The 17,158-nt window shown below is 64.2% G+C and carries 15 protein-coding genes; 7 read left to right on the top strand and 8 right to left on the bottom strand.

The window, feature by feature from the left end:
* Positions 1-10 precede the first annotated feature (10 nt).
* Positions 11-1,192 carry a galactose-1-phosphate uridylyltransferase gene (galT, locus tag CXY70_RS15830; protein WP_104193306.1) on the bottom strand — a complete coding sequence of 394 codons (1,182 nt, stop codon included), beginning with the start codon at positions 1,190-1,192 and terminating at the stop codon, positions 11-13.
* Positions 1,193-1,277: 85 nt separating this feature from the next.
* Here galT and CXY70_RS15825 point away from each other — a divergent pair, with 85 nt between their 5' ends.
* Positions 1,278-2,147, top strand: coding sequence for a DeoR/GlpR family DNA-binding transcription regulator (locus CXY70_RS15825; RefSeq protein WP_199183463.1), 870 nt, complete (start codon positions 1,278-1,280; stop codon positions 2,145-2,147).
* Positions 2,148-2,156: 9 nt separating this feature from the next.
* A complete protein-coding gene (locus tag CXY70_RS15820; RefSeq protein ID WP_104193305.1) occupies positions 2,157-3,122 on the top strand; it encodes an aldose 1-epimerase family protein in 966 nt (321 codons plus the stop codon).
* On the opposite strand, the gene CXY70_RS15815 is transcribed toward CXY70_RS15820, so the two are convergent.
* Positions 3,119-4,024, bottom strand: a complete 906-nt coding sequence (locus CXY70_RS15815; protein ID WP_104193304.1) for a LysR family transcriptional regulator — start codon at positions 4,022-4,024, stop codon at positions 3,119-3,121. The genes CXY70_RS15820 and CXY70_RS15815 overlap by 4 nt on opposite strands.
* A 72-nt stretch (positions 4,025-4,096) precedes the next feature.
* On the opposite strand from CXY70_RS15815, the gene CXY70_RS15810 reads away from it, so the two are divergent.
* A complete protein-coding gene (locus tag CXY70_RS15810) occupies positions 4,097-5,053 on the top strand; it encodes a DMT family transporter (protein ID WP_104193303.1) in 957 nt (318 codons plus the stop codon).
* 362 nt (positions 5,054-5,415) lie between these two features.
* Here the strand turns inward: CXY70_RS15810 and CXY70_RS15805 are convergent, their stop codons facing one another.
* The 3 genes from CXY70_RS15805 to CXY70_RS15795 form a co-directional block, all read right to left on the bottom strand.
* Positions 5,416-6,657 (bottom strand): hypothetical protein, encoded by a 1,242-nt coding sequence (locus tag CXY70_RS15805; protein WP_104193302.1) that lies wholly within the window; start codon positions 6,655-6,657, stop codon positions 5,416-5,418.
* An 82-nt stretch (positions 6,658-6,739) separates the two neighbouring features.
* A complete protein-coding gene (locus CXY70_RS15800) occupies positions 6,740-7,072 on the bottom strand; it encodes a hypothetical protein (protein ID WP_104193301.1) in 333 nt (110 codons plus the stop codon).
* A gap of 104 nt (positions 7,073-7,176) precedes the next feature.
* The gene (locus CXY70_RS15795; protein ID WP_199183470.1) at positions 7,177-9,264 is read right to left on the bottom strand and encodes a heavy metal translocating P-type ATPase; all 2,088 of its coding nucleotides are present in this window, start codon (positions 9,262-9,264) and stop codon (positions 7,177-7,179) included.
* Positions 9,265-9,529: 265 nt separating this feature from the next.
* Between CXY70_RS15795 and CXY70_RS15790 the strand changes: the two genes are divergently transcribed.
* The 3 genes from CXY70_RS15790 (at position 9,530) to CXY70_RS15780 (ending at position 12,773) form a co-directional block, all read left to right on the top strand.
* A complete protein-coding gene (locus tag CXY70_RS15790) occupies positions 9,530-10,816 on the top strand; it encodes a DUF445 domain-containing protein (RefSeq protein WP_104193299.1) in 1,287 nt (428 codons plus the stop codon).
* Positions 10,817-10,916: 100 nt separating this feature from the next.
* A complete protein-coding gene (locus CXY70_RS15785; protein ID WP_104193298.1) occupies positions 10,917-12,164 on the top strand; it encodes a GAF domain-containing protein in 1,248 nt (415 codons plus the stop codon).
* 90 nt (positions 12,165-12,254) lie between these two features.
* A complete protein-coding gene (locus tag CXY70_RS15780; protein ID WP_104193297.1) occupies positions 12,255-12,773 on the top strand; it encodes a pyridoxal 5'-phosphate synthase in 519 nt (172 codons plus the stop codon).
* A gap of 167 nt (positions 12,774-12,940) precedes the next feature.
* Here CXY70_RS15780 and CXY70_RS15775 read toward each other — a convergent pair whose 3' ends face one another.
* From CXY70_RS15775 to CXY70_RS15765, 3 genes are read right to left on the bottom strand one after another with little or no spacing between them, the layout of a single operon-like run.
* Positions 12,941-13,951, bottom strand: coding sequence for an acetamidase/formamidase family protein (locus CXY70_RS15775; RefSeq protein ID WP_104193296.1), 1,011 nt, complete (start codon positions 13,949-13,951; stop codon positions 12,941-12,943).
* Positions 13,952-13,955: 4 nt separating this feature from the next.
* Complete coding sequence (locus CXY70_RS15770; protein ID WP_233205982.1) at positions 13,956-15,374, bottom strand: APC family permease; 1,419 nt, start codon at positions 15,372-15,374, stop codon at positions 13,956-13,958.
* A gap of 58 nt (positions 15,375-15,432) precedes the next feature.
* Positions 15,433-16,542 (bottom strand): ABC transporter substrate-binding protein, encoded by a 1,110-nt coding sequence (locus CXY70_RS15765; protein ID WP_104193295.1) that lies wholly within the window; start codon positions 16,540-16,542, stop codon positions 15,433-15,435.
* A 61-nt stretch (positions 16,543-16,603) separates the two neighbouring features.
* Between CXY70_RS15765 and CXY70_RS15760 the strand changes: the two genes are divergently transcribed.
* Positions 16,604-17,110, top strand: a complete 507-nt coding sequence (locus tag CXY70_RS15760; protein WP_158251005.1) for a MarR family winged helix-turn-helix transcriptional regulator — start codon at positions 16,604-16,606, stop codon at positions 17,108-17,110.
* Positions 17,111-17,158 lie beyond the last annotated feature (48 nt).

The raw sequence follows: 17,158 nt of genomic DNA, 5'->3' as shown, positions 1-17,158 counted from the left end.
TTCCGGACGGTCACGAGTGCGTCCCCGAACCACTTGCGGCGGAGTCCGCCTCGGCGGCGCGCGCGACGGCCGCGCGAATCGTGGCGGCAGCATCCTCTGGAGTGACATCGCCGATCCAAGCGCCCATGGCGGCCTCCGAACCGGCGAGAAACTTGAGCTTGTCCTCGGCGCGTCGCGGGCTGGTCAGCTGCAGCATCAAACGGATGTCCGCCCGATGCACCCGCACCGGCGCCTGGTGCCACGCGGCAATATAGGGAGTCGGGGTCGAGTAGATCGCATCGATGCCGCGCAGCAGCCGACGATACAACACGGCCAACTCATCGCGCTCGGCGAGGGAGGTTTCGGCAAAGTCCGGTACCTGGCGGTGTGGGAGCATGTGCACTTCGATCGGCCACCGCGCGGCGAAGGGCACGAAGGCGCTCCAGTGTTCGCCGCGAAGAATCATCCGGTCGCTGGACTGTTCGCTCGCCAGAATATCGGCGAAAAGGGTGGCTCCATAGCGGTCGAGCGAGTCGACCAAACGCTGGGTTCTGGGGGTGACATACGGGTACGAGTAGATCTGGCCATGCGGATGCCGCAGGGTAACCCCGATCTGCTCACCCCTATTCTCAAACGGGAATACTTGTTCGACGCCCGGCAACTGCGACAGCACGTGGGTACGTTCTGCCCAGGCCTCAATGACGGTTCGGGCTCGAATCACCGACAGGCTGGCAAAGGAGCCCTCGTGCTCGGGGCTAAAGCACACCACCTCGCAGCGGCCAACGGACGTGCGGGTACGACCGATGCCGATGCGGTCGAGATCGGCCAGGTCAACCGGGGAGGCATCCGCCAGGAGAGGACCAAATGAGGGGGACTTATTCTCGAAGACGGCCACGTCGTAGTTGCTCGGAATCTCCGAGGCGTTGCCGGGGGATTGTGGTGCGAGCGGGTCGAGATTGGCGGGCGGCAAGAACACCCGGTCTTGGCGATTGGCGGCAATGGAGACCCATTCGCCGGTTAGTGGATCTTGACGCATGGTCGCGGTGGTCGCCCGGACGGCCGGTTCACGCAGGTCGGGATCCCGATTCGGCGACAGCGCAGTGTCGGGGTCGTCAAAATACACCAGATCGCGACCGTCGGCGAGAGTGCTGAACTGCCGCGCAATCTTCTCATCGGCGACAAAGTGCGGGCGGGGGGTGTCTGGATTCGTCATGGCACTGTCACAGTACCAAATTTGTGCGAGCGAAACCTTATAATTGCGTATTGAAAAGCAAAAGAAACTAAGCGATACTAGCTTGATGACCGCGACCGAACCGACGCGCAGCCCGATACCCGATTCGCTTCCCGCTCACGTTCGCCGCGAGCAAGCGCAGCGCTTGGTGGACGAACGCGGCTTCGTGCGGGTAAGCGAGTTGCGGAACGCCTTCAACATTTCGGGAGTGACGGCCAGGGCCGACCTTGACGCCCTGGAACTTCGGGGCGCTGTTCGGCGCGTGCACGGCGGAGCGGTGCCGGTGCATTCTCCCGGCGATGGCGAAAGTTTTCGCGCCCAACGCGAGCACTCGTTCGAGGAAGCGCTGGAAGCCTCCATTATTCCCAAGCAACAAATTGCCCAGATCGCGGCGGGGCTCGTGCAAAGTGGGCAGAGCGTGATTCTTGACGTGGGCACCACGACCCACGCGGTTGCCCGTGCATTGGTTGCTCGGGACGACCTGCATGACGTTGTCATCATCACCAATGGGCTTAGCATCGCCCTGGAACTGGAACGGGCCATCCCCCGGTTCTCCGTGATCGTCACCGGAGGGTCACTGCGCCCGCTGCAGCATTCGCTGGTCGAGCCGCTCGCCGGGCTGGTGCTCAGCCAGGTTCATGCCGACCTGGTCTTCATCGGCTGTAACGGCGTCGACATAGCGGGCGGTGTCACCAACATCAACCTGCCGGAGGCCGGAATTAAAGCGCTCATGCTCACCGCGGCGGAGCGGGTGGTTGTCGTGGCCGACCGATCCAAGCTGGGTCAGGTACATCTCGGCCGGGTTGGCCCGCTGAGCGCCTTCCACACCCTCATTACGGATGCCGCTGCGGATCCGGCGATGCTGGATTCGTTGCGTGAGGTCGGACTGACCGTCTTGCTCCCCGAAATCGCGCATGGTGCGCCAGACCGGCTCTAGGCTAAACGGATGCGCGCACCAAGCGGAATCCAATACAACCTGACTTTGCAGACCGCGAACGGAACGTCCCGAGCCGTCGTGACCGAGGTGGCGGCAGGTCTCCGGGCATATTCCGTGAACGGCATAGACCTGATCGAGAGCTTTTCCGAGGCATCCCAACCGCCCATGGCTGCCGGCATCGTGCTCGTGCCGTGGCCCAATCGCATTCGCGACGGTAAATGGATTCAGAACGAGGTCACCCGCCAACTCGCGCTCAGCGAGCCGGCCCGCCACAACGCCATCCATGGGCTGCTGCGCTTCACTGCCTACCGTGAGGTCTCCCGGCAGAGCGATTCGGTAACGCTCGGTGCGACCGTCTTTCCGCAGTCCGGCTACCCGTTTCACCTCGACACCGAGGTGAGCTATGCCCTCACTCCGAACGGTCTGAACGTGACACACCGGCTGACCAACGTCAGTACCGAAGCGGCGCCGGTAGCTGTGGGAGCGCATCCGTATCTGAAAATAGGTGACGTAACGACTGGCGATCTCGTGGTGCGAGTGGACGCCGCAACCCATATCGACGTAGACGACCGCCTCAACCCGACCGGCGAAACTCCCGTCGATGGCACCCGCTTCGACCTGCGCGGGGGCGTCGCGGTCGGCGATCTCGATCTCGATGATGGCTTCGGCGGGGTGGGCCTGGCCCGTCCCGGTTCCGGCGCGCCCGGCGAACACACCCTCACCGCGCCGGATGGCCGCAGCGTCACCCTGTGGGGCGACGAGAATATGCGCTACGTACAGGTCTTCACGCCGCGCGTTTTTCCGGTGCGCACCGGAGTCACCGAGCCAATCCGCGGCCAGGCGATCGCCATCGAACCGATGACGGCACCCGCCGATGCTTTCAACTCCGGCGCTGGCCTGCACTGGCTGCAACCGGGGGAGGAATGGATCGTGCGCTGGGGCATCCGTCACGCCGGGTTCGACTTTTTCGCCTAAGCCGGTGGATGCTGCCCGGCCACCACGACCAGTTCGGCCAGCACGCGCCGAACAGATGCCCGGGCGAGGGTCTCCGGGCGGCTCAATGCATCGATCTGCCGCGCCACCGGCAGGTCGCGAAAGGGCACGAGCGCCACGCCGTCACCCTCGCGGGGCGCCATCGTGTACCGCGGCAGCAGCGCAACAGCCGCTCCGGTAGCCACGACCGAAGCCGCCACGAAGAACTCGTTGATGCGATGCACGATCCGAAGTGGCTGACCCGCCGCCGCGGCGACCACGTTCACCGCCTCCGCGAGCGGAAAACCGACGTGCCCGGAGACCCACGGTTCGTGGCGAATATCATCGACCGACAGGGACGCGCGACCGGCGAGTGGATGCCCGACCGGCACGGCCACATCGAACGGCTCCAACAACAGCGGCGTGACCGCAACCGTGTTCGGCCAATCCGGATCATGAGGAACCCGGTGCGCAATGACGAGGTCATAGTCGGCGACGAGCGCAGCAAAGCGCTCCCGCGGCACATCTTCGTCGCCATAGCCCACGGTTGGCCCGCCACGGGAGTGCAGGCGGCTCAGTAACGGACCGAACCAGGCCAGACCGGCACTGTGGAACGCGCTCACGGTCACCGGCAATCCCGGGTCGTTCTGAAACCGCGCCACGGCTTCATCGGCGCGCGCCATCGCCGTTGATACGTCGGCAGCCGCCAGCGCGAGCGCCACCCCGGCCGGCGTCAATCCGAGCACACGACCGCGTTTCTCGGTGAGGGGAACGCCGGCTCGCCGCTGCAGGGCGCTGAGGTGCTGCGAAACCGCCGATGACGAGACGTGCAGCGCACGGGCCACTGCTGCGACGCTTCCGCGCTCGCCGAGTTCCCGCAACACAGCCAATTGACGCAATTCCATAAGCTCAGGCTAAAGCATCCGTTCAAATAAGGACCTCTAGAATTAATGGATGCCGCCCAGCACCATTAACCCATGACCACCTCGCCACCCCACCGCACTCTGCCCGGCCGAGCGTCGCTGCCCGGCCGCACGGTGCTGCCGCACCTCGGGCGCTATCGCGTCGATCTTGTGCTGCTGCTCGTGGCCGCGGTCTGGGGTGGAAGCTACCTCAGTGCGAAGGTGCTCACCGAGCAGGCGAGTGTATCGGCCGTGCTCGCGCTGCGCTTTCTGGTCGCGGCGCTCGCCCTGCTGATCGTCTGGGTGATGCGGCGCGAACGACTGCCGTCGCGGCGCGCGCTCGGGGTCGGCGTGTTGCTCGGGGTGACCCAGGCGAGCATCCTCTGGCTTGAAACCCAGGGCGTAGCATTCACGTCGGCCACGAATGCGGGCCTCATCATCAGCCTGACGATCATTGTCACTCCGGTGCTGGAATCGGTCGCGGCCCGCCGGTGGCTGCCGCGCCCATTCTTCGTGGCCGCGGTGCTTGCCGTTGTCGGCGTTGCCCTGCTCGTCTCCGACAACGGGTTTGCCCAGCCGAATGTGGGCGACCTGCTCATTCTCGCGGCGGCGCTCGTGCGCTCCCTGCACGTGACGATGATGGGCCATCTCACCCGTGGGCAAAGTGACAGCACCATTACCCTCACCCTGTTGCAGGCGCTCGTCGGGGCGGTCGTCTTTAGCGCTTTCGACATCCACGGCCTCGTCGCGGCAATCTCGATCTTCGACGTAGCTGCATGGATCGGCGTGCTCTACCTTGGCTTGGCTTGCAGCGTGTTCGCGTTTCTGGCGCAGATGTGGGCGATCCGCCGCACCTCGGCGGCCAGGGCCAGCCTGCTCATGGGCACCGAACCGATCTGGGCGGTGCTCGTGGGGGTGTCGCTCGGCAGCGAAGTCCTCGGCCTCATTGGGGCAGTCGGTGCAGTGCTGATCATCGTGGGAACGTTCTGGGGCCAGCGCATCGAAGCGAGCCACCGTTTGAACGTGGGGTGAGCTTCCGTTCGGGTGGTCCGGTCAGCGCGCCCCTTTCGCCGAGCCGTGAGTATTCACCCGCGACGTTCGCCGAGCCGTGAGTTTCGGAGCGCTGAATCGTTTGAATGGGCGCAAGACTCACGGGTCGGCAGATGAAACTCACGGGTTGTGACGCGAGCGCACGGGTCGGCGAGGAAGGGGAGGCCGACCAGCACCCAGCCGATCGTGCTGAGCCCTACGGGGTGGTGTGAGGGTCGACACCGTCGGCCACGGCCGCCCACCGTGGACGGGGCCCAGGCCCGGTCCACGGGCCCAGTTTAGAAACTGGGCCCGTGTTCATGAGGTGGGCCCGGCAAGCGGATGCCGCGGCTCGCGTGCGTGTGTCAGCCGCGCAGCGCGGTCTCGAAGAGTTCGAGCAGGTGGGTGTAGAGCGCGTAGCTCGGCAGAGCCGCGATTGGAATGACCGCTTCGCCGGGCACGGCCTCTGCAGAGCCGACGCTGAGCAGACCGGCCGAGGGAGTGGTGATGACGCGAACAGACGCGTGCACCGAGCGAACCCGAAGTTCGGTCCACTCCTGGTTCCAGAAACGCTCAAACGCGTCGTTGGCGTCGGTTGGCGGCGCCAGGACGGCCGAAGCATCCGCCGCGAGACGCTCATCCAACGCCCTGACCGAGAGATGCCCGGGCTGAGTCGCACGTGTCCACGTCGGCCCGACACCCAGAAAGCGCAGGATGACGTCGACGGTCTGGCCGACCGGGCGCATCTCGATCGCGAAACTACCGGGATCGGGTGCATTCTGCGAAGTGGCGGCGAAGGCGAACAGAGTGGACTCGCCCCGCGTCCAGCTGCGTAGGCTTCGGGTGACCCCGCCGAGGGTCGTGCTGGCTTCGAGTTGGATGGCGCCGGCGTCCCAGTGAGTCACGACCTGCAGGGCAAAGGGGCTGAGCCGGCGGCTGTTGCCCTCGAGCAGTCCGTTGGCCCGAAGCTCTGCCTGGGCGGGGGAGCGCCAGGGCAACGCACCGGTTGCGCGCGCAGCGAGCAGGGCACCCTGTGCCGCCTCGGAGATCTCGAGTATCGGCGGTGTGTACGGCTGAAACGAGGGAACCCGCCCCAGAAGTTCGAGCGGTTCCCCGGCCGCCAAGGTGGCAGCGCGGTCGAGTTTCGGGGCCGCGTCGACGTCTACCTGGGTGGCGCTGATCTCGCCGGACAGTACAAGCACAGTGGCAACATACGACAGCGTCGGCGCGCAGGCCAGAAACTGATGCGTCGCAGCGGATGCCGTGAGGCTAACGTGTCGCAGACCGGTCGCCCAAATCCAGCGTTGGATGACGATCTGCTGGTCCCCCTGCGGGTAACTCGCCGTGATCATGCGCCCGTCCACAGCCTGCTTGGCCCACAGGTCGACCGCGATGATCTGCGAGCCGGGGTGGTCGGTGAGGATTGCCGCGATGGCGACGCTGGAGGCGGCCTCGATCGGCGCGGTCGACGGCGTCGACGTGAGAACGATATTGGGTCGAAATGCACCAGTGGCGGTGTTCGCGAGGGCGAGCACGCGCTCGGCACCCTCGTGCGACAGGCTCTCCCATCCGTCGAGGTCGGGCAGAGTGGCGCTGAACAACGTCATTTGAGTTCCTTCAGAGTTCTGAACCAGCCTGGCAACAGGAATCTAGGCAACCAGAACAGGGACATCGTGAATGTGAGCATGCTCAGAGCACCGATGGCGCCCAAAACGAGGGTGAAAGCCCTCGCCTCGGCAGCGCGATGGAGGTTGGCACCGGAGAGGTTGCGGTTCCGACCGTGACCAGAATGCCGCTGGGAAGACGGGCGTACCCCACCCCCTTGATGATCTCGTCGGGCACGATCGCGTCGATGCGCGGAACAATTGGGAGAACGGCGCCGGGGGTGGGCACATAGAGGATTCGATAGCGGCGCAGGAGCTCGGCTGCGAGGCCCTGTGCGGCACCTCCGGGAACGCTGCTGAGCGCGTCACTGCCGGTGCTGCCCCACAGTGGTGATTCGTCGAGTTTCAGGTAAATCAACAGACCATGACTGTGAAATGATTTCGCCTGTTCCGGTGCGCCGCGCCATATCGGGTACCGACGTGTTCCCCGCGCAAATCGACCCTATCCGATTGGGTTGTGTTTCACCTCGTTCGGGGTTGCGAAGCTGCACGCTCGCGCACGCTCGCCTCCGGGCGCAGATCGAGGCGGCGCAGCAGTTGCGCGTTCAGGGCAACGACCACGGTCGACACCGACATGAGCAGGGCCCCGATCTCCATCGGCAGTACGAAGCCGATCGGTGCGAGCACACCCGCGGCGAGCGGAACCGACAGCAGGTTGTACCCGGCCGCCCACCAGAGGTTCTGCCTCATCTTGCGGTAGCTCGCCCGCGACAACTCGATCACCGAGAGTACCGACCGCGGATCGTCGCTCGCGAGAATGACTCCCGCCGATGCGATCGCCACGTCGGTCCCGGCGCCGATCGCGATGCCGACGTCGGCCTGCGCGAGCGCCGGGGCGTCGTTTACTCCGTCGCCGACCATTGCTACGCGGCGGCCCTCGCGCTGTAGCTCTGCTACTTTGCGCGCCTTGTCCTCCGGATGCACGCCCGCGAACACCCGGTCGATGCCGAGCTCGGTTGCGACTGACTGGGCCACGGCTTGGGCGTCGCCGGTGATCATGACGACCTCGATGCCCTGTCGGTGCAGGGCATCCACCGCCTGCCGTGACTCCTCGCGGATCTCATCGGCCAGGCCGATCGCGCCGACGATAATGCCGTCGCGCAGCACGTGCAAAATGATAGCGCCCTGGCTCTGCCACGCCACGGTCTCGGCCAGCGGCGCCGCACCGTATTCGTCGAGCATGTTCGGCCCGCCGACGCTCACGCTGTGCCCATCGACCAGGGCGGTCACACCCACCGCGGCCGCAGTCTGAAAGTCGCTCGCCCGCGGCACGGTCAGAGCATGCGCGCGCGCAGAATTCACAATGGCGCGAGCCAGCGGATGTTCACTGTCACCTTCCACTGACGCCGCCCACGCGAGCACGTCGTCGCTCGAAAACAGGTTAGCGTCCGCCGAAGCCGCGCGGACTTGAGGAACGCGCGCTGCGGCATCCGCGTGGCTGCTTGCGACGGCCACGTGGCTGACCGTTGGCTCGCCCTTAGTGAGCGTGCCGGTTTTATCGAACAGAACCGAGGTGACCCGGCGCATGCTCTCAAGGGCGAGGCGATCCTTGATGAGCACGCCGCCCTTCGCTGCACGCTCGGTGGCGATCGACACCACGAGTGGAATCGCCAGTCCGAGAGCGTGCGGGCAGGCGATCACGAGCACGGTGATCGTGCGCACGACGGCATCCTGCGGCTGGCCGAGCAGCGTCCAGACGATCGCGGTCACGACACCGGCGCCGAGCGCGAACCAGAACAGCCAGCCAGCCGCCCGGTCGGCAATGCGCTGCGCCCGTGACGATGAGTTCTGCGCCTCGGTGACGAGCCGCTGGATTCCAGCCAGCGCGGTGTCATCGCCGACGGCGCTCACCCGCACCCGCAGGGCTGAATCAGTCGCGACCGTCCCCGCCACGACCTGGTCGCCGCGGGAGCGCCGTACCGGCCGTGACTCGCCGGTGATCATCGATTCGTCGACGTCGGCCGTACCCTCGGTGACCTGACCATCGGCCGGTACGCGCCCGCCCGGCCTCACCACGACGAGGTCGCCGAGCACCAAGTCGCTCGGTGAGACCACCACACTGTGCTCGCTAGCGAGGCCATCATCCTCGACCCGCTCGGCCTCATCGGGCAGCAGCGCAGCGAGCGATTCGAGTGCAGTGGATGTCTGCGCCAGCGAGCGCATTTCGATCCAGTGGCCGAGCAGCATGATCACGATCAGCAGCGCGAGTTCCCACCAGAAATCGAGCTCGGCGTCGATGAGGCCGAGGCTCGCGCCCCAGGAAGCAAGGAACGCGACCGTGATCGCCAGGGCGATCAGCAGCATCATGCCGGGCTTCCGGGTCTTCAGCTCAGACACCGCACCGGCGAGGAAAGGTCGCCCGCCCCAGACATACATGACGGTTCCGAGCACGGGGGAGATCCAGGTGGCGCCCGCGATGTCCGGAAGTGCATACCCGACGAGGGCAGCGAACATGTGGCTGAACGCCACAACGGGCACTGCGATGACGAGCATGGTCCAGAACAGACGCCGAAACTGCCCGACATGATCGCCGTGCCCGCCGTGGTTCATGGCCGCGTGATCCGGCTTTAGGTGAGCCGTGCTGCCGTCTGTGCCGTGGTTCGAGTCAGGCCGTGTCATATCATTTCCTCGATTCCGAATCTGAAGATACTCACGAAGTATACCCCCTTAGGGTATATCTACCTCAGTTCCGGTACCGCTGAGCACCGTTGCCACTGCAGCGCTCGTCGCCGCGGGCGAGGTGCCCGTGAACGGTTCCGAGCGGAACATGCAGGAATGAGCACCACTCTGCCATGCAATCGGGCAGGCTTAAGGTATGGCGCAGAGCAAATCCACGGCACCCCCCGCCGAATCCCCAAACGACACAGCCCGCCGTACCGCGCTCACCCGCATGAAGCGATTCGCGGTTGGCCTGCTCTCCCTCATGGCCATCATCTTCACCGTCTCGTTCGCTCTGCAGGAACGCTACCCCTGGCTCGAATATGTGCGCGCCGCCGCCGAGGGTGGCATGGTCGGCGCGATCGCCGACTGGTTCGCCGTGACCGCCCTGTTTCGCTACCCGATGGGCCTGCGCATTCCGCATACCAACATCATCGCCAACCGCAAGGACGAGATCGGCGCAAGCCTCGGCGAGTTCGTCGAGACCAACTTTCTTTCCGAGGCGGTCATCCGTGGCAAACTCGAATCGGTACAACCAGCCCGTCGCCTCGGCGCCTGGCTTAACGACGACAAGAACGTCGACAGGCTCACCGGCGAGCTCGCTGTCGCCGGCCAGGGCGTGCTCAACCTGCTCGGTGATGACGCCATCAAGAACCTCATCGAATCTGTCGCGCGTGAGCACCTGATCCAACCGGAGTGGGGCCCGAGCCTCGGCCGGGTGGGGGAACGGCTGGTCACCAGTGGCCAGCAGCACGCAGCGGTCGACCTGCTGCTCGACCGCGCCGACGGGTGGCTGCGCGACCACCCCGAAGCGTTCGGCCGCGTGGTGTCGCAGCGACTGCCGACCTGGATGCCCGGGTTCATCGACAAGCTCGTCGACGACAAGGCCTACCGTGAGGTACTGGCTTTTGTGGCGTCCGCCCGCCACGACCGGAAGCATCCGGTGCGAAAGGCCCTGGATGACTACCTGGGAGAGGTCATGCACGACCTGCAATATGAGCAGGCCATGATCAACCGCGTCGAAAATCTCAAGGCCGAGGTTCTCGACAATGCCAAGCTGCGCGAGTTCGCCGGCGACACCTGGGAGGCTATCAAGACCTCTCTCACGCAGGCGCTCGACGACCCGTCCAGCGCGCTGCTGGTGGGCATCCGCTCGACTCTGGACGACATCGGCGACCGTCTCGCGACGGATGCCGCGCTCGGCTCCCGTATTGACCGCTGGCTCGCCGACACCGCCAGCCACGTCATCTCCACCTATCGCCACGAGATCGCCGGGGTGATCACCGAAACCGTGGAGCGCTGGCCGGCCGCAGAGACAGCCGCGAAGATCGAGCTGCAGGTGGGCCGCGACCTGCAGTTCATTCGAATCAATGGAACCGTGGTTGGTGCCCTCGCCGGACTGGCCATTTTCACCCTCGCGCACGCGGTGGCCGCACTGATTTGAGCCGGCAGTCCGGGAAGTCGCTGAAAATCACGGCCGTAGTATTTGGGCTTTCCCCATTCGGGGCAGAATAAGTCTTTCTGTTGTTCTTGAAAGGCGCCACATGCACGACCTGACCCGGTGGGCCGTTCGGCCGCTGATGCGCGCGTGGACGGCATGCGCCGAGCGTCAAGATCGCCGCCTGCCCCGGCCGAGCGATGTGCCTCAGGCGCATGCTCCCGGAATCGACAGCGATCGGGTGCTCATTCTGGGCTGCGGACCGGCTGTTGGCTGGGGTGTGCTCAGCCACCAACTCGCCCTGCCCGGCTCGCTTGCCCGGGAGCTGTCGGCGCTCACCGGTCGCGGAGTAGACATCGATCTCGTGGCCAATCGAACGATGACGGCGGCGAACGCGCTCCCCGCACTGGACCTGCCTAGCCTCAGCCGCTTCGACGCCGTCGTGCTGACACTTGGTGTCAATGAGGCTTTGACACTCGTGAGTCGTCGCGAATGGCGCGCCCGACTCGGAGAACTACTCACGGTGCTCCAACGTGAGACCTCACAAAGTACCTACTTCTACATTCTGGGGATCGCGCCGATTCGGAGTATCGAGATCTTCAACCTCCCGCTCGGATTCATCGCCGATCATTCCGCAGCAGACCTCAACCGGGTCAGCGCGCAGGTGGCCGCTGAGGCACCGCGCACCACCTTTCTCCCCTTTTCACCCGCTGCCACGCTCACGCCCGACCGCCATCGCACGCCAGCCGACTACCGGGACTGGGCCGTGCTGCTGGCCGATGCCATGGCCGACACCCTCGATGCGGTACGACTCGGTATCAACGCGGAACACGTCGGTCAACGGGTAGCGGATGCTGCCAGCCGGGAACGAACCCGGCAGGCAGCCGTCGACCGCCTCGGTATTGTCGACACCTTGCCGGAGGCCCGGTTCGATGAACTCGTCGTTCTGGCTCAGCGACTTTTTGAAACCGAGTCGGCGGTGATCAGCGTCATTGACCACGATCGTCAATGGCACAAGGCGAGGGTCGGAGTGGCAGCACCAGAGATTCCGCGCGCTGACTCGCTCTGTGCCTACACGATTACCGGAGACGGACCCTTCGTGGTGGAAGACGCCCAAAAGGACCAGCGGTTCAGCCAGAACCCGCTCGTGCACGGTGATTCGCTCATCCGTTTCTACGCCGGATTCCCGATCGAATCGCCGTCGGGGGAGCGCATCGGATCGCTCTGCGTCTTCGACCCGGCCCCGCGCTCGCTCGCCGAAGTCGACCAGGTGCTGTTGCGCGAACTTGCGCTGCTGGTGCAGCGCGAGTTGCGGGTGCCGTCGAGCGGGGGTCCGGCACACCTCCCGGCGTAATTGGTGGTGGTGCTCGAGGCGATGCCAGCCGGGTAGATCACTCGCAGCGCTCTGACGCTCATTTTTCTTAGCTGAGGGTAAGCTCGCGGCGTGAGCGAATCCTTCAGCCAACGCCTCCGGGCCCTCCCGGATTTTCCGAACGATCTCCCGAAATTCGATCCAGCCGATGCACCGGCCGATTCCGTTGACCTGTTCCTCGAGTGGCTCGAAGCGGCGCTCGCGGACGGGGTATTGCAGCCGCACGCTTTCAGCCTCGCGACGACGACCCAAACCGGACAGGTATCGTCCCGCATGATGATTTTGAAGAACATCGATGCTGGAGCCTGGCACTTTGCCAGCACAGTAGGGTCCCGCAAAGGCCGGGAACTTACTGCAAACCCGCAAGCCGCCATGAATTTCTACTGGGCGAAATTTGGTCGTCAGGTGCGCGTTAGTGGCGCGGTCACCCTGCTTTCGGCCGAGGCATCCGCTCGCGACTGGGATGAGCGTCCCGGTGCCGACGGCCGCGACAACCCCGATTGGCAGCTTTTTGCCCTGCATCCCACGGAAGTGGAATTTTGGCAGGCGAGCAGTGATCGCCACCACATTCGCCACCGGTACGTGCTTTAAAGCCGGGCTCGCGACATTCGTTCGCCCGATCAGGCGTGATCGTGGTGGCTGAATTCGAAACTTTGCGGGCAGCGTCACTTTTTGTCAGTCGCACTGATGCGGGTGCCATCGACACATCATCAGCGCATGCGAGTGTGCGTCGAACCCGTGGGATCTTGACGCCAGGGCTACCGTGCCGCAGTGTATTCCACGGCCGCGGCGCGCAACCGAGAGTGCACCCCGCCATAGGCCTGTGCATCCTTCAAAGTCCACTTGGGCAGTTTGGCCACCATCGTGTAGTTGGGATCGCACACGTTTGCGGCCGGCGCGAGTCCCATTTGGCTGACGAGCTGGTACGCATCGAGCGTGTCGAGACCGGTGAGATCGGATGCCCAGCTCACGAGATCTTTTTGGCTGATCCGGAACGCGTCCTCCAGTGGGCGCGCCGACCCCGTGCTCATGATGAATTCATCGTTCTCGAGCCGGGGCCACGCCGAGGCGCCGCCCTTGATCAGGTCGAGGGCGATCACCGAGTTCATTGCCGATTCGAGTCCGGTGCCACACACCTCGCCCTCACCCTGGCGCGCGTGACCATCTCCGAGCGACAGCATCGCCCCGGCGACATTGACCGGAAGATAGAGAGTTGTTCCGGCGCGAGCTTCCGGTGTGTCCATGTTGCCACCGTGGGTGGAGGGCGTCACGACCAACCGAACCTCACCGCCTGCCGGAGCGACACCCACCGTTCCGTGCATGGGATCGAGCGGGAGAGCGAGCGTGTAGTCCGAGTTCTTCGCGCGAAAAGTAGCCGTCCAGGCATCCAGATCAATGTCATAGAACCACACCCGCTCCTCGAGCGGCTCGTGCAGCATCGCCGTCTCGTGCGTCGCGGAGAGCGCGCCAAAGAGGGGGAAAGTGCTCGAGATGGCGTATTGGCGCGCCGGGACGATGGAAACGAAATGTACGGCCAGCAGGTCACCGGGTTCTGCGCCGGCCACCTCGATCGGACCGGAGACCGGATTGAGTTCGTTGAACGGCACAATCTGGCTGGGAACGTCCCCCGGATTCGTTACCCGTCCGCCAAAGCAGTCCTCCGTGCTGACCTCGATGATGTCGCCGGGGCGCACACTCAACAGGGGGGTGCGCCCGCCGAACACATAGGAATACTGTTCGGGGAGGGGAGCGAGCTGGTGCACTGTCATATCGCTACCTCACCCTGATCTGTGCCGGCTCGACGGGGACAGGGTTGGTCATGCGACCCGATTTGTAGAGCACGACCGCGACGACGATTCCCAGGATCAGCCAGGCCACGCCGAGGATCTGGGCGGATACTCGGGCGTTGTAGAGCACGAAGGAGAGGACCACGAATCCCAGCACCGGGAAAATCAGGTGCACGAACCAGCGGCGGGATTTCTGCCTCACGATGAACCACCACACGACCGATACGTTCAGCAGCAGGAATGCCGTCAAAGCGCCAAAGTTGACCAGAGCGGCGATGGCGCCCAGCCCGTCTGGCAGAACAGTCAGGAACAGTCCCAGGACGAGAGAGATCGCGGCGACTAGAAATGTTGCGTTGACCGGTACGCTGTGCTTCTCGCTCACCTTGGCGAGGAATTTGGGCAACTGGCGGTCGCGCGCCATCGCGTAAAGCAGGCGAGACGTCGATGCCTGAGCGACGAGTGCATTGGCAAAACCCCAGGCGATGGCGGTCGAGGCTGCGGTCAGGATGTACATGAACGGTCCGCCAGCGACAGCGGCTGCCTCGTAGAAGGCCACTCCCGTCGGGTCGCCGTTGGCGATAAGGGCTGCAGGGTCTTCCACCAGCATCGAGGCGACCCAGGTCTGCGCGATGAACAAAACGCCTAGCAGACAGAGCGCGGCGATCATCGAGCGACCGAGAGATTTGCTGCTGCCGCTGTTTTCTTCGGCCAGGGTGGAGATTCCATCGAAGCCCAGAAATGACAACACGGCAATGGACGCGGCGCCGAATAGCAGGGGGAGGGAGAACGTTTCCGAATTGTAGAAAGCGTCGAAGCTGAAGCCCTGGCCCTTGCCCTGCGAGACGGCGACGATGCCGACGATCAGGAAAATGGCCAGTACCAAGAGTTCGAGCACCAGCATGACGCGGATCACGACGGCGGCAAGGTGGATGCCCAGGTAGTTGATCACCGTGTTGAGCGCAACGAAGAGAACCAGCCAAAGCCAAATTGGGATCTGGCTGATGATGCCATTCATCGCGATGGCAGCGACAAAGTACAGCAGGGTCGGAATGAGGATGTAGTCCAGCAGAATCATCCAACCGGCGATGAAGCCGACAGGGCGGTTGATCCCGCGACCGGCGTAGGTGTAGACGGACCCGGCCATCGGGAAGGCCTGGGCCATTTGCGAGTACGAATTGGCCGAGAACATCATGGCGATCAACGCGATGATGTACGCGACCGGCGGCATTCCGCCCGAGTCGTGGAAGACTCCGCCGAAGATGGCGAATGGTGCGATCGGGACCATGAAGATCAGGCCGTAGATGATGAGGTCACTGAAAGTCAGCGTTCTCTTCAGCTCCTGCTTGTAGCCAAATTGTTCAATACCGGAAGTGGCTAAGCCACCAGAGTTGGTCGTGGCGTTCACGCGTGGTCCAATCGTCGTCGACAGACGTTATTGTTTCCAAGTGGAAATGTTTATCAGGCTACACCCTGCTGGACATCCCGACAATCTCCAAATCAGTGTCATTCGCACGCGCTAAGCGCATCGGTCGTCGCGTGAGGTCGTATCCGAGCTCTGACCCACCCGCGGCACCGCCCGAGCTTGCGGCAAATAACTGTTCGGCCGCGTTGGCAGCGGAGGTCACTGCGAGCAAGCCGCTCCTACAGAGGGCCGCCAACACGTGCACGCCGTCGTAACATCCCTCGGCGTAGGCCCCTGGAAGGGGTGCCGTGAGCCCAAAGCGTGCGACGTAGGATTCCAGCAGCCGAAGGTGTCGATCATCACCTTGCTGCAAGAAAGTGGGCATGGCGGAATACAGTTCACCACTGGAGTCGCCGCCGACGGCGATTAGACAATTTTCGTCGAGGGCGGTGCACAGCCTGACGAAAGACTGGCCGGCATCCAGTTCGGTGACTCCGCGATGAAACTCGATGCCGTCGCGCCCGACCAGCGAGACCAGGATCGCGTCGGCGCCTGCGCGTCGGGTTGCCGCTACGAGTTCGGCGGCATCGACGTGGCCCATCGGCACGAGTCGGTCCAACACGATGGGTTGCCCGAGCTCCCGCAGCACCGAAGTCGCCGCTCGGTGTACTTGGCGCGGCCAAACATAGTCACTACCAATGAGCGCCCATCGCGTTATCCGTCGGTTCCGGGCCAACCAGGCAATCGGCTGGCGCAGATGTTCTTTGGGGTCGCTGCCGAGAAAAACGCTCCCTGCGCGGGCCCGACTGAATTCGTGCGGCGGAGTGAAAACGTAGGGCACTCGGTCGGCCACCCGCGCCTCCACGGCTACTCGAATATTAGATGTGTGGGTTCCGACCAGGCCATTGACCAACCCCGCTCCGACCAGGAGGTCGACTTCGCGCGCGACGGCGTCGGGCATTCCGCCCGCATCGATCAGGACGAGTTCCATGACTGTCTCGGTGGCCAGACAGATTTCTTCTCCGGCCAGGATTGCGCAGTTGATGATCGCCGGGCCAGCCACGCCCAGCAAGCCCGACAGCGGTGCAAGAAGTCCCAGTCGAAGCACGTGCGGATCGGGGCCGCTCAGCAGAACTTCGCTCGGGAGTAATATGCTGACCGGTGACGTCATAGGACAATTATTATGCCTGAGAAATACCAGGTCTCATCGCACGTACTTGCCAAGGAGTGGAATGGCCGAGGACTCGCCCAGCGCACGGCCGGGACCGGAATTCGCGGCTCCACTTGCGGAGTTGGTCTGGACGCTGTCCAACCTCGAACGGCGTCTCGCGCTCGGGTTGACAGTTGCGCTTTCGGAAGAAAGCGCAACGCCCGATCAGTGGCGAATTTTAGAGACTTTGGAGAGGCTTGACTCGCCGACGATGGGAGAGCTGGCCGAGGCATCGGGTATGGCGAACGCGAGCCTGAGCCGAATCGTGGATGCGCTGGAGGACACGGCTTGCGCCTTTCGATTGCCGACCGTTGCCGACCGCAGACGAATCACAGTGCATGTGTCCGACCGGGGCCGTCACAAACTTGCGCGCATTCGTCAGATCGTCGTCGCCTGGGAGCAAACGCTCCAGCAGAGACTCGGACCAGATGCCGCAACGGACTTGCTTGAAGCCGCCGACTTCGCCGCGCGCGCATTGGACGCAGGTGCGAATCTTGACCTGCAATCGCAGCACGTCCGGCCTCGCTAGCGAGACAGGCGCACTGAATCTTGTGGAGATTCAGTGCGCCTGTCTCGC

The organism is Cryobacterium sp. Y82 (genome assembly GCF_002929495.1).
In the GTDB taxonomy this organism is placed as follows: Bacteria; Actinomycetota; Actinomycetes; order Actinomycetales; family Microbacteriaceae; genus Cryobacterium; species Cryobacterium serini.
Note: the sequence above shows the minus strand (reverse complement) of the source record. Positions and strands in the feature narration are given on the sequence as shown.

What these genes read in the sequence shown, in the direction of transcription:
- galT (WP_104193306.1), bottom strand. Translation starts at nt 1,192, where the DNA reads ATGACGAATCCAGACACCCCCCGCCCGCACTTTGTCGCCGATGAGAAG.
- CXY70_RS15825 (WP_199183463.1), top strand. Translation starts at nt 1,278, where the DNA reads ATGACCGCGACCGAACCGACGCGCAGCCCGATACCCGATTCGCTTCCC.
- CXY70_RS15820 (WP_104193305.1), top strand. Translation starts at nt 2,157, where the DNA reads ATGCGCGCACCAAGCGGAATCCAATACAACCTGACTTTGCAGACCGCG.
- CXY70_RS15815 (WP_104193304.1), bottom strand. Translation starts at nt 4,024, where the DNA reads ATGGAATTGCGTCAATTGGCTGTGTTGCGGGAACTCGGCGAGCGCGGA.
- CXY70_RS15810 (WP_104193303.1), top strand. Translation starts at nt 4,097, where the DNA reads ATGACCACCTCGCCACCCCACCGCACTCTGCCCGGCCGAGCGTCGCTG.
- CXY70_RS15805 (WP_104193302.1), bottom strand. Translation starts at nt 6,657, where the DNA reads ATGACGTTGTTCAGCGCCACTCTGCCCGACCTCGACGGATGGGAGAGC.
- CXY70_RS15795 (WP_199183470.1), bottom strand. Translation starts at nt 9,264, where the DNA reads ATGAACCACGGCGGGCACGGCGATCATGTCGGGCAGTTTCGGCGTCTG.
- CXY70_RS15790 (WP_104193299.1), top strand. Translation starts at nt 9,530, where the DNA reads ATGGCGCAGAGCAAATCCACGGCACCCCCCGCCGAATCCCCAAACGAC.
- CXY70_RS15785 (WP_104193298.1), top strand. Translation starts at nt 10,917, where the DNA reads ATGCACGACCTGACCCGGTGGGCCGTTCGGCCGCTGATGCGCGCGTGG.
- CXY70_RS15775 (WP_104193296.1), bottom strand. Translation starts at nt 13,951, where the DNA reads ATGACAGTGCACCAGCTCGCTCCCCTCCCCGAACAGTATTCCTATGTG.
- CXY70_RS15765 (WP_104193295.1), bottom strand. Translation starts at nt 16,542, where the DNA reads ATGACGTCACCGGTCAGCATATTACTCCCGAGCGAAGTTCTGCTGAGC.
- CXY70_RS15760 (WP_158251005.1), top strand. Translation starts at nt 16,604, where the DNA reads ATGGCCGAGGACTCGCCCAGCGCACGGCCGGGACCGGAATTCGCGGCT.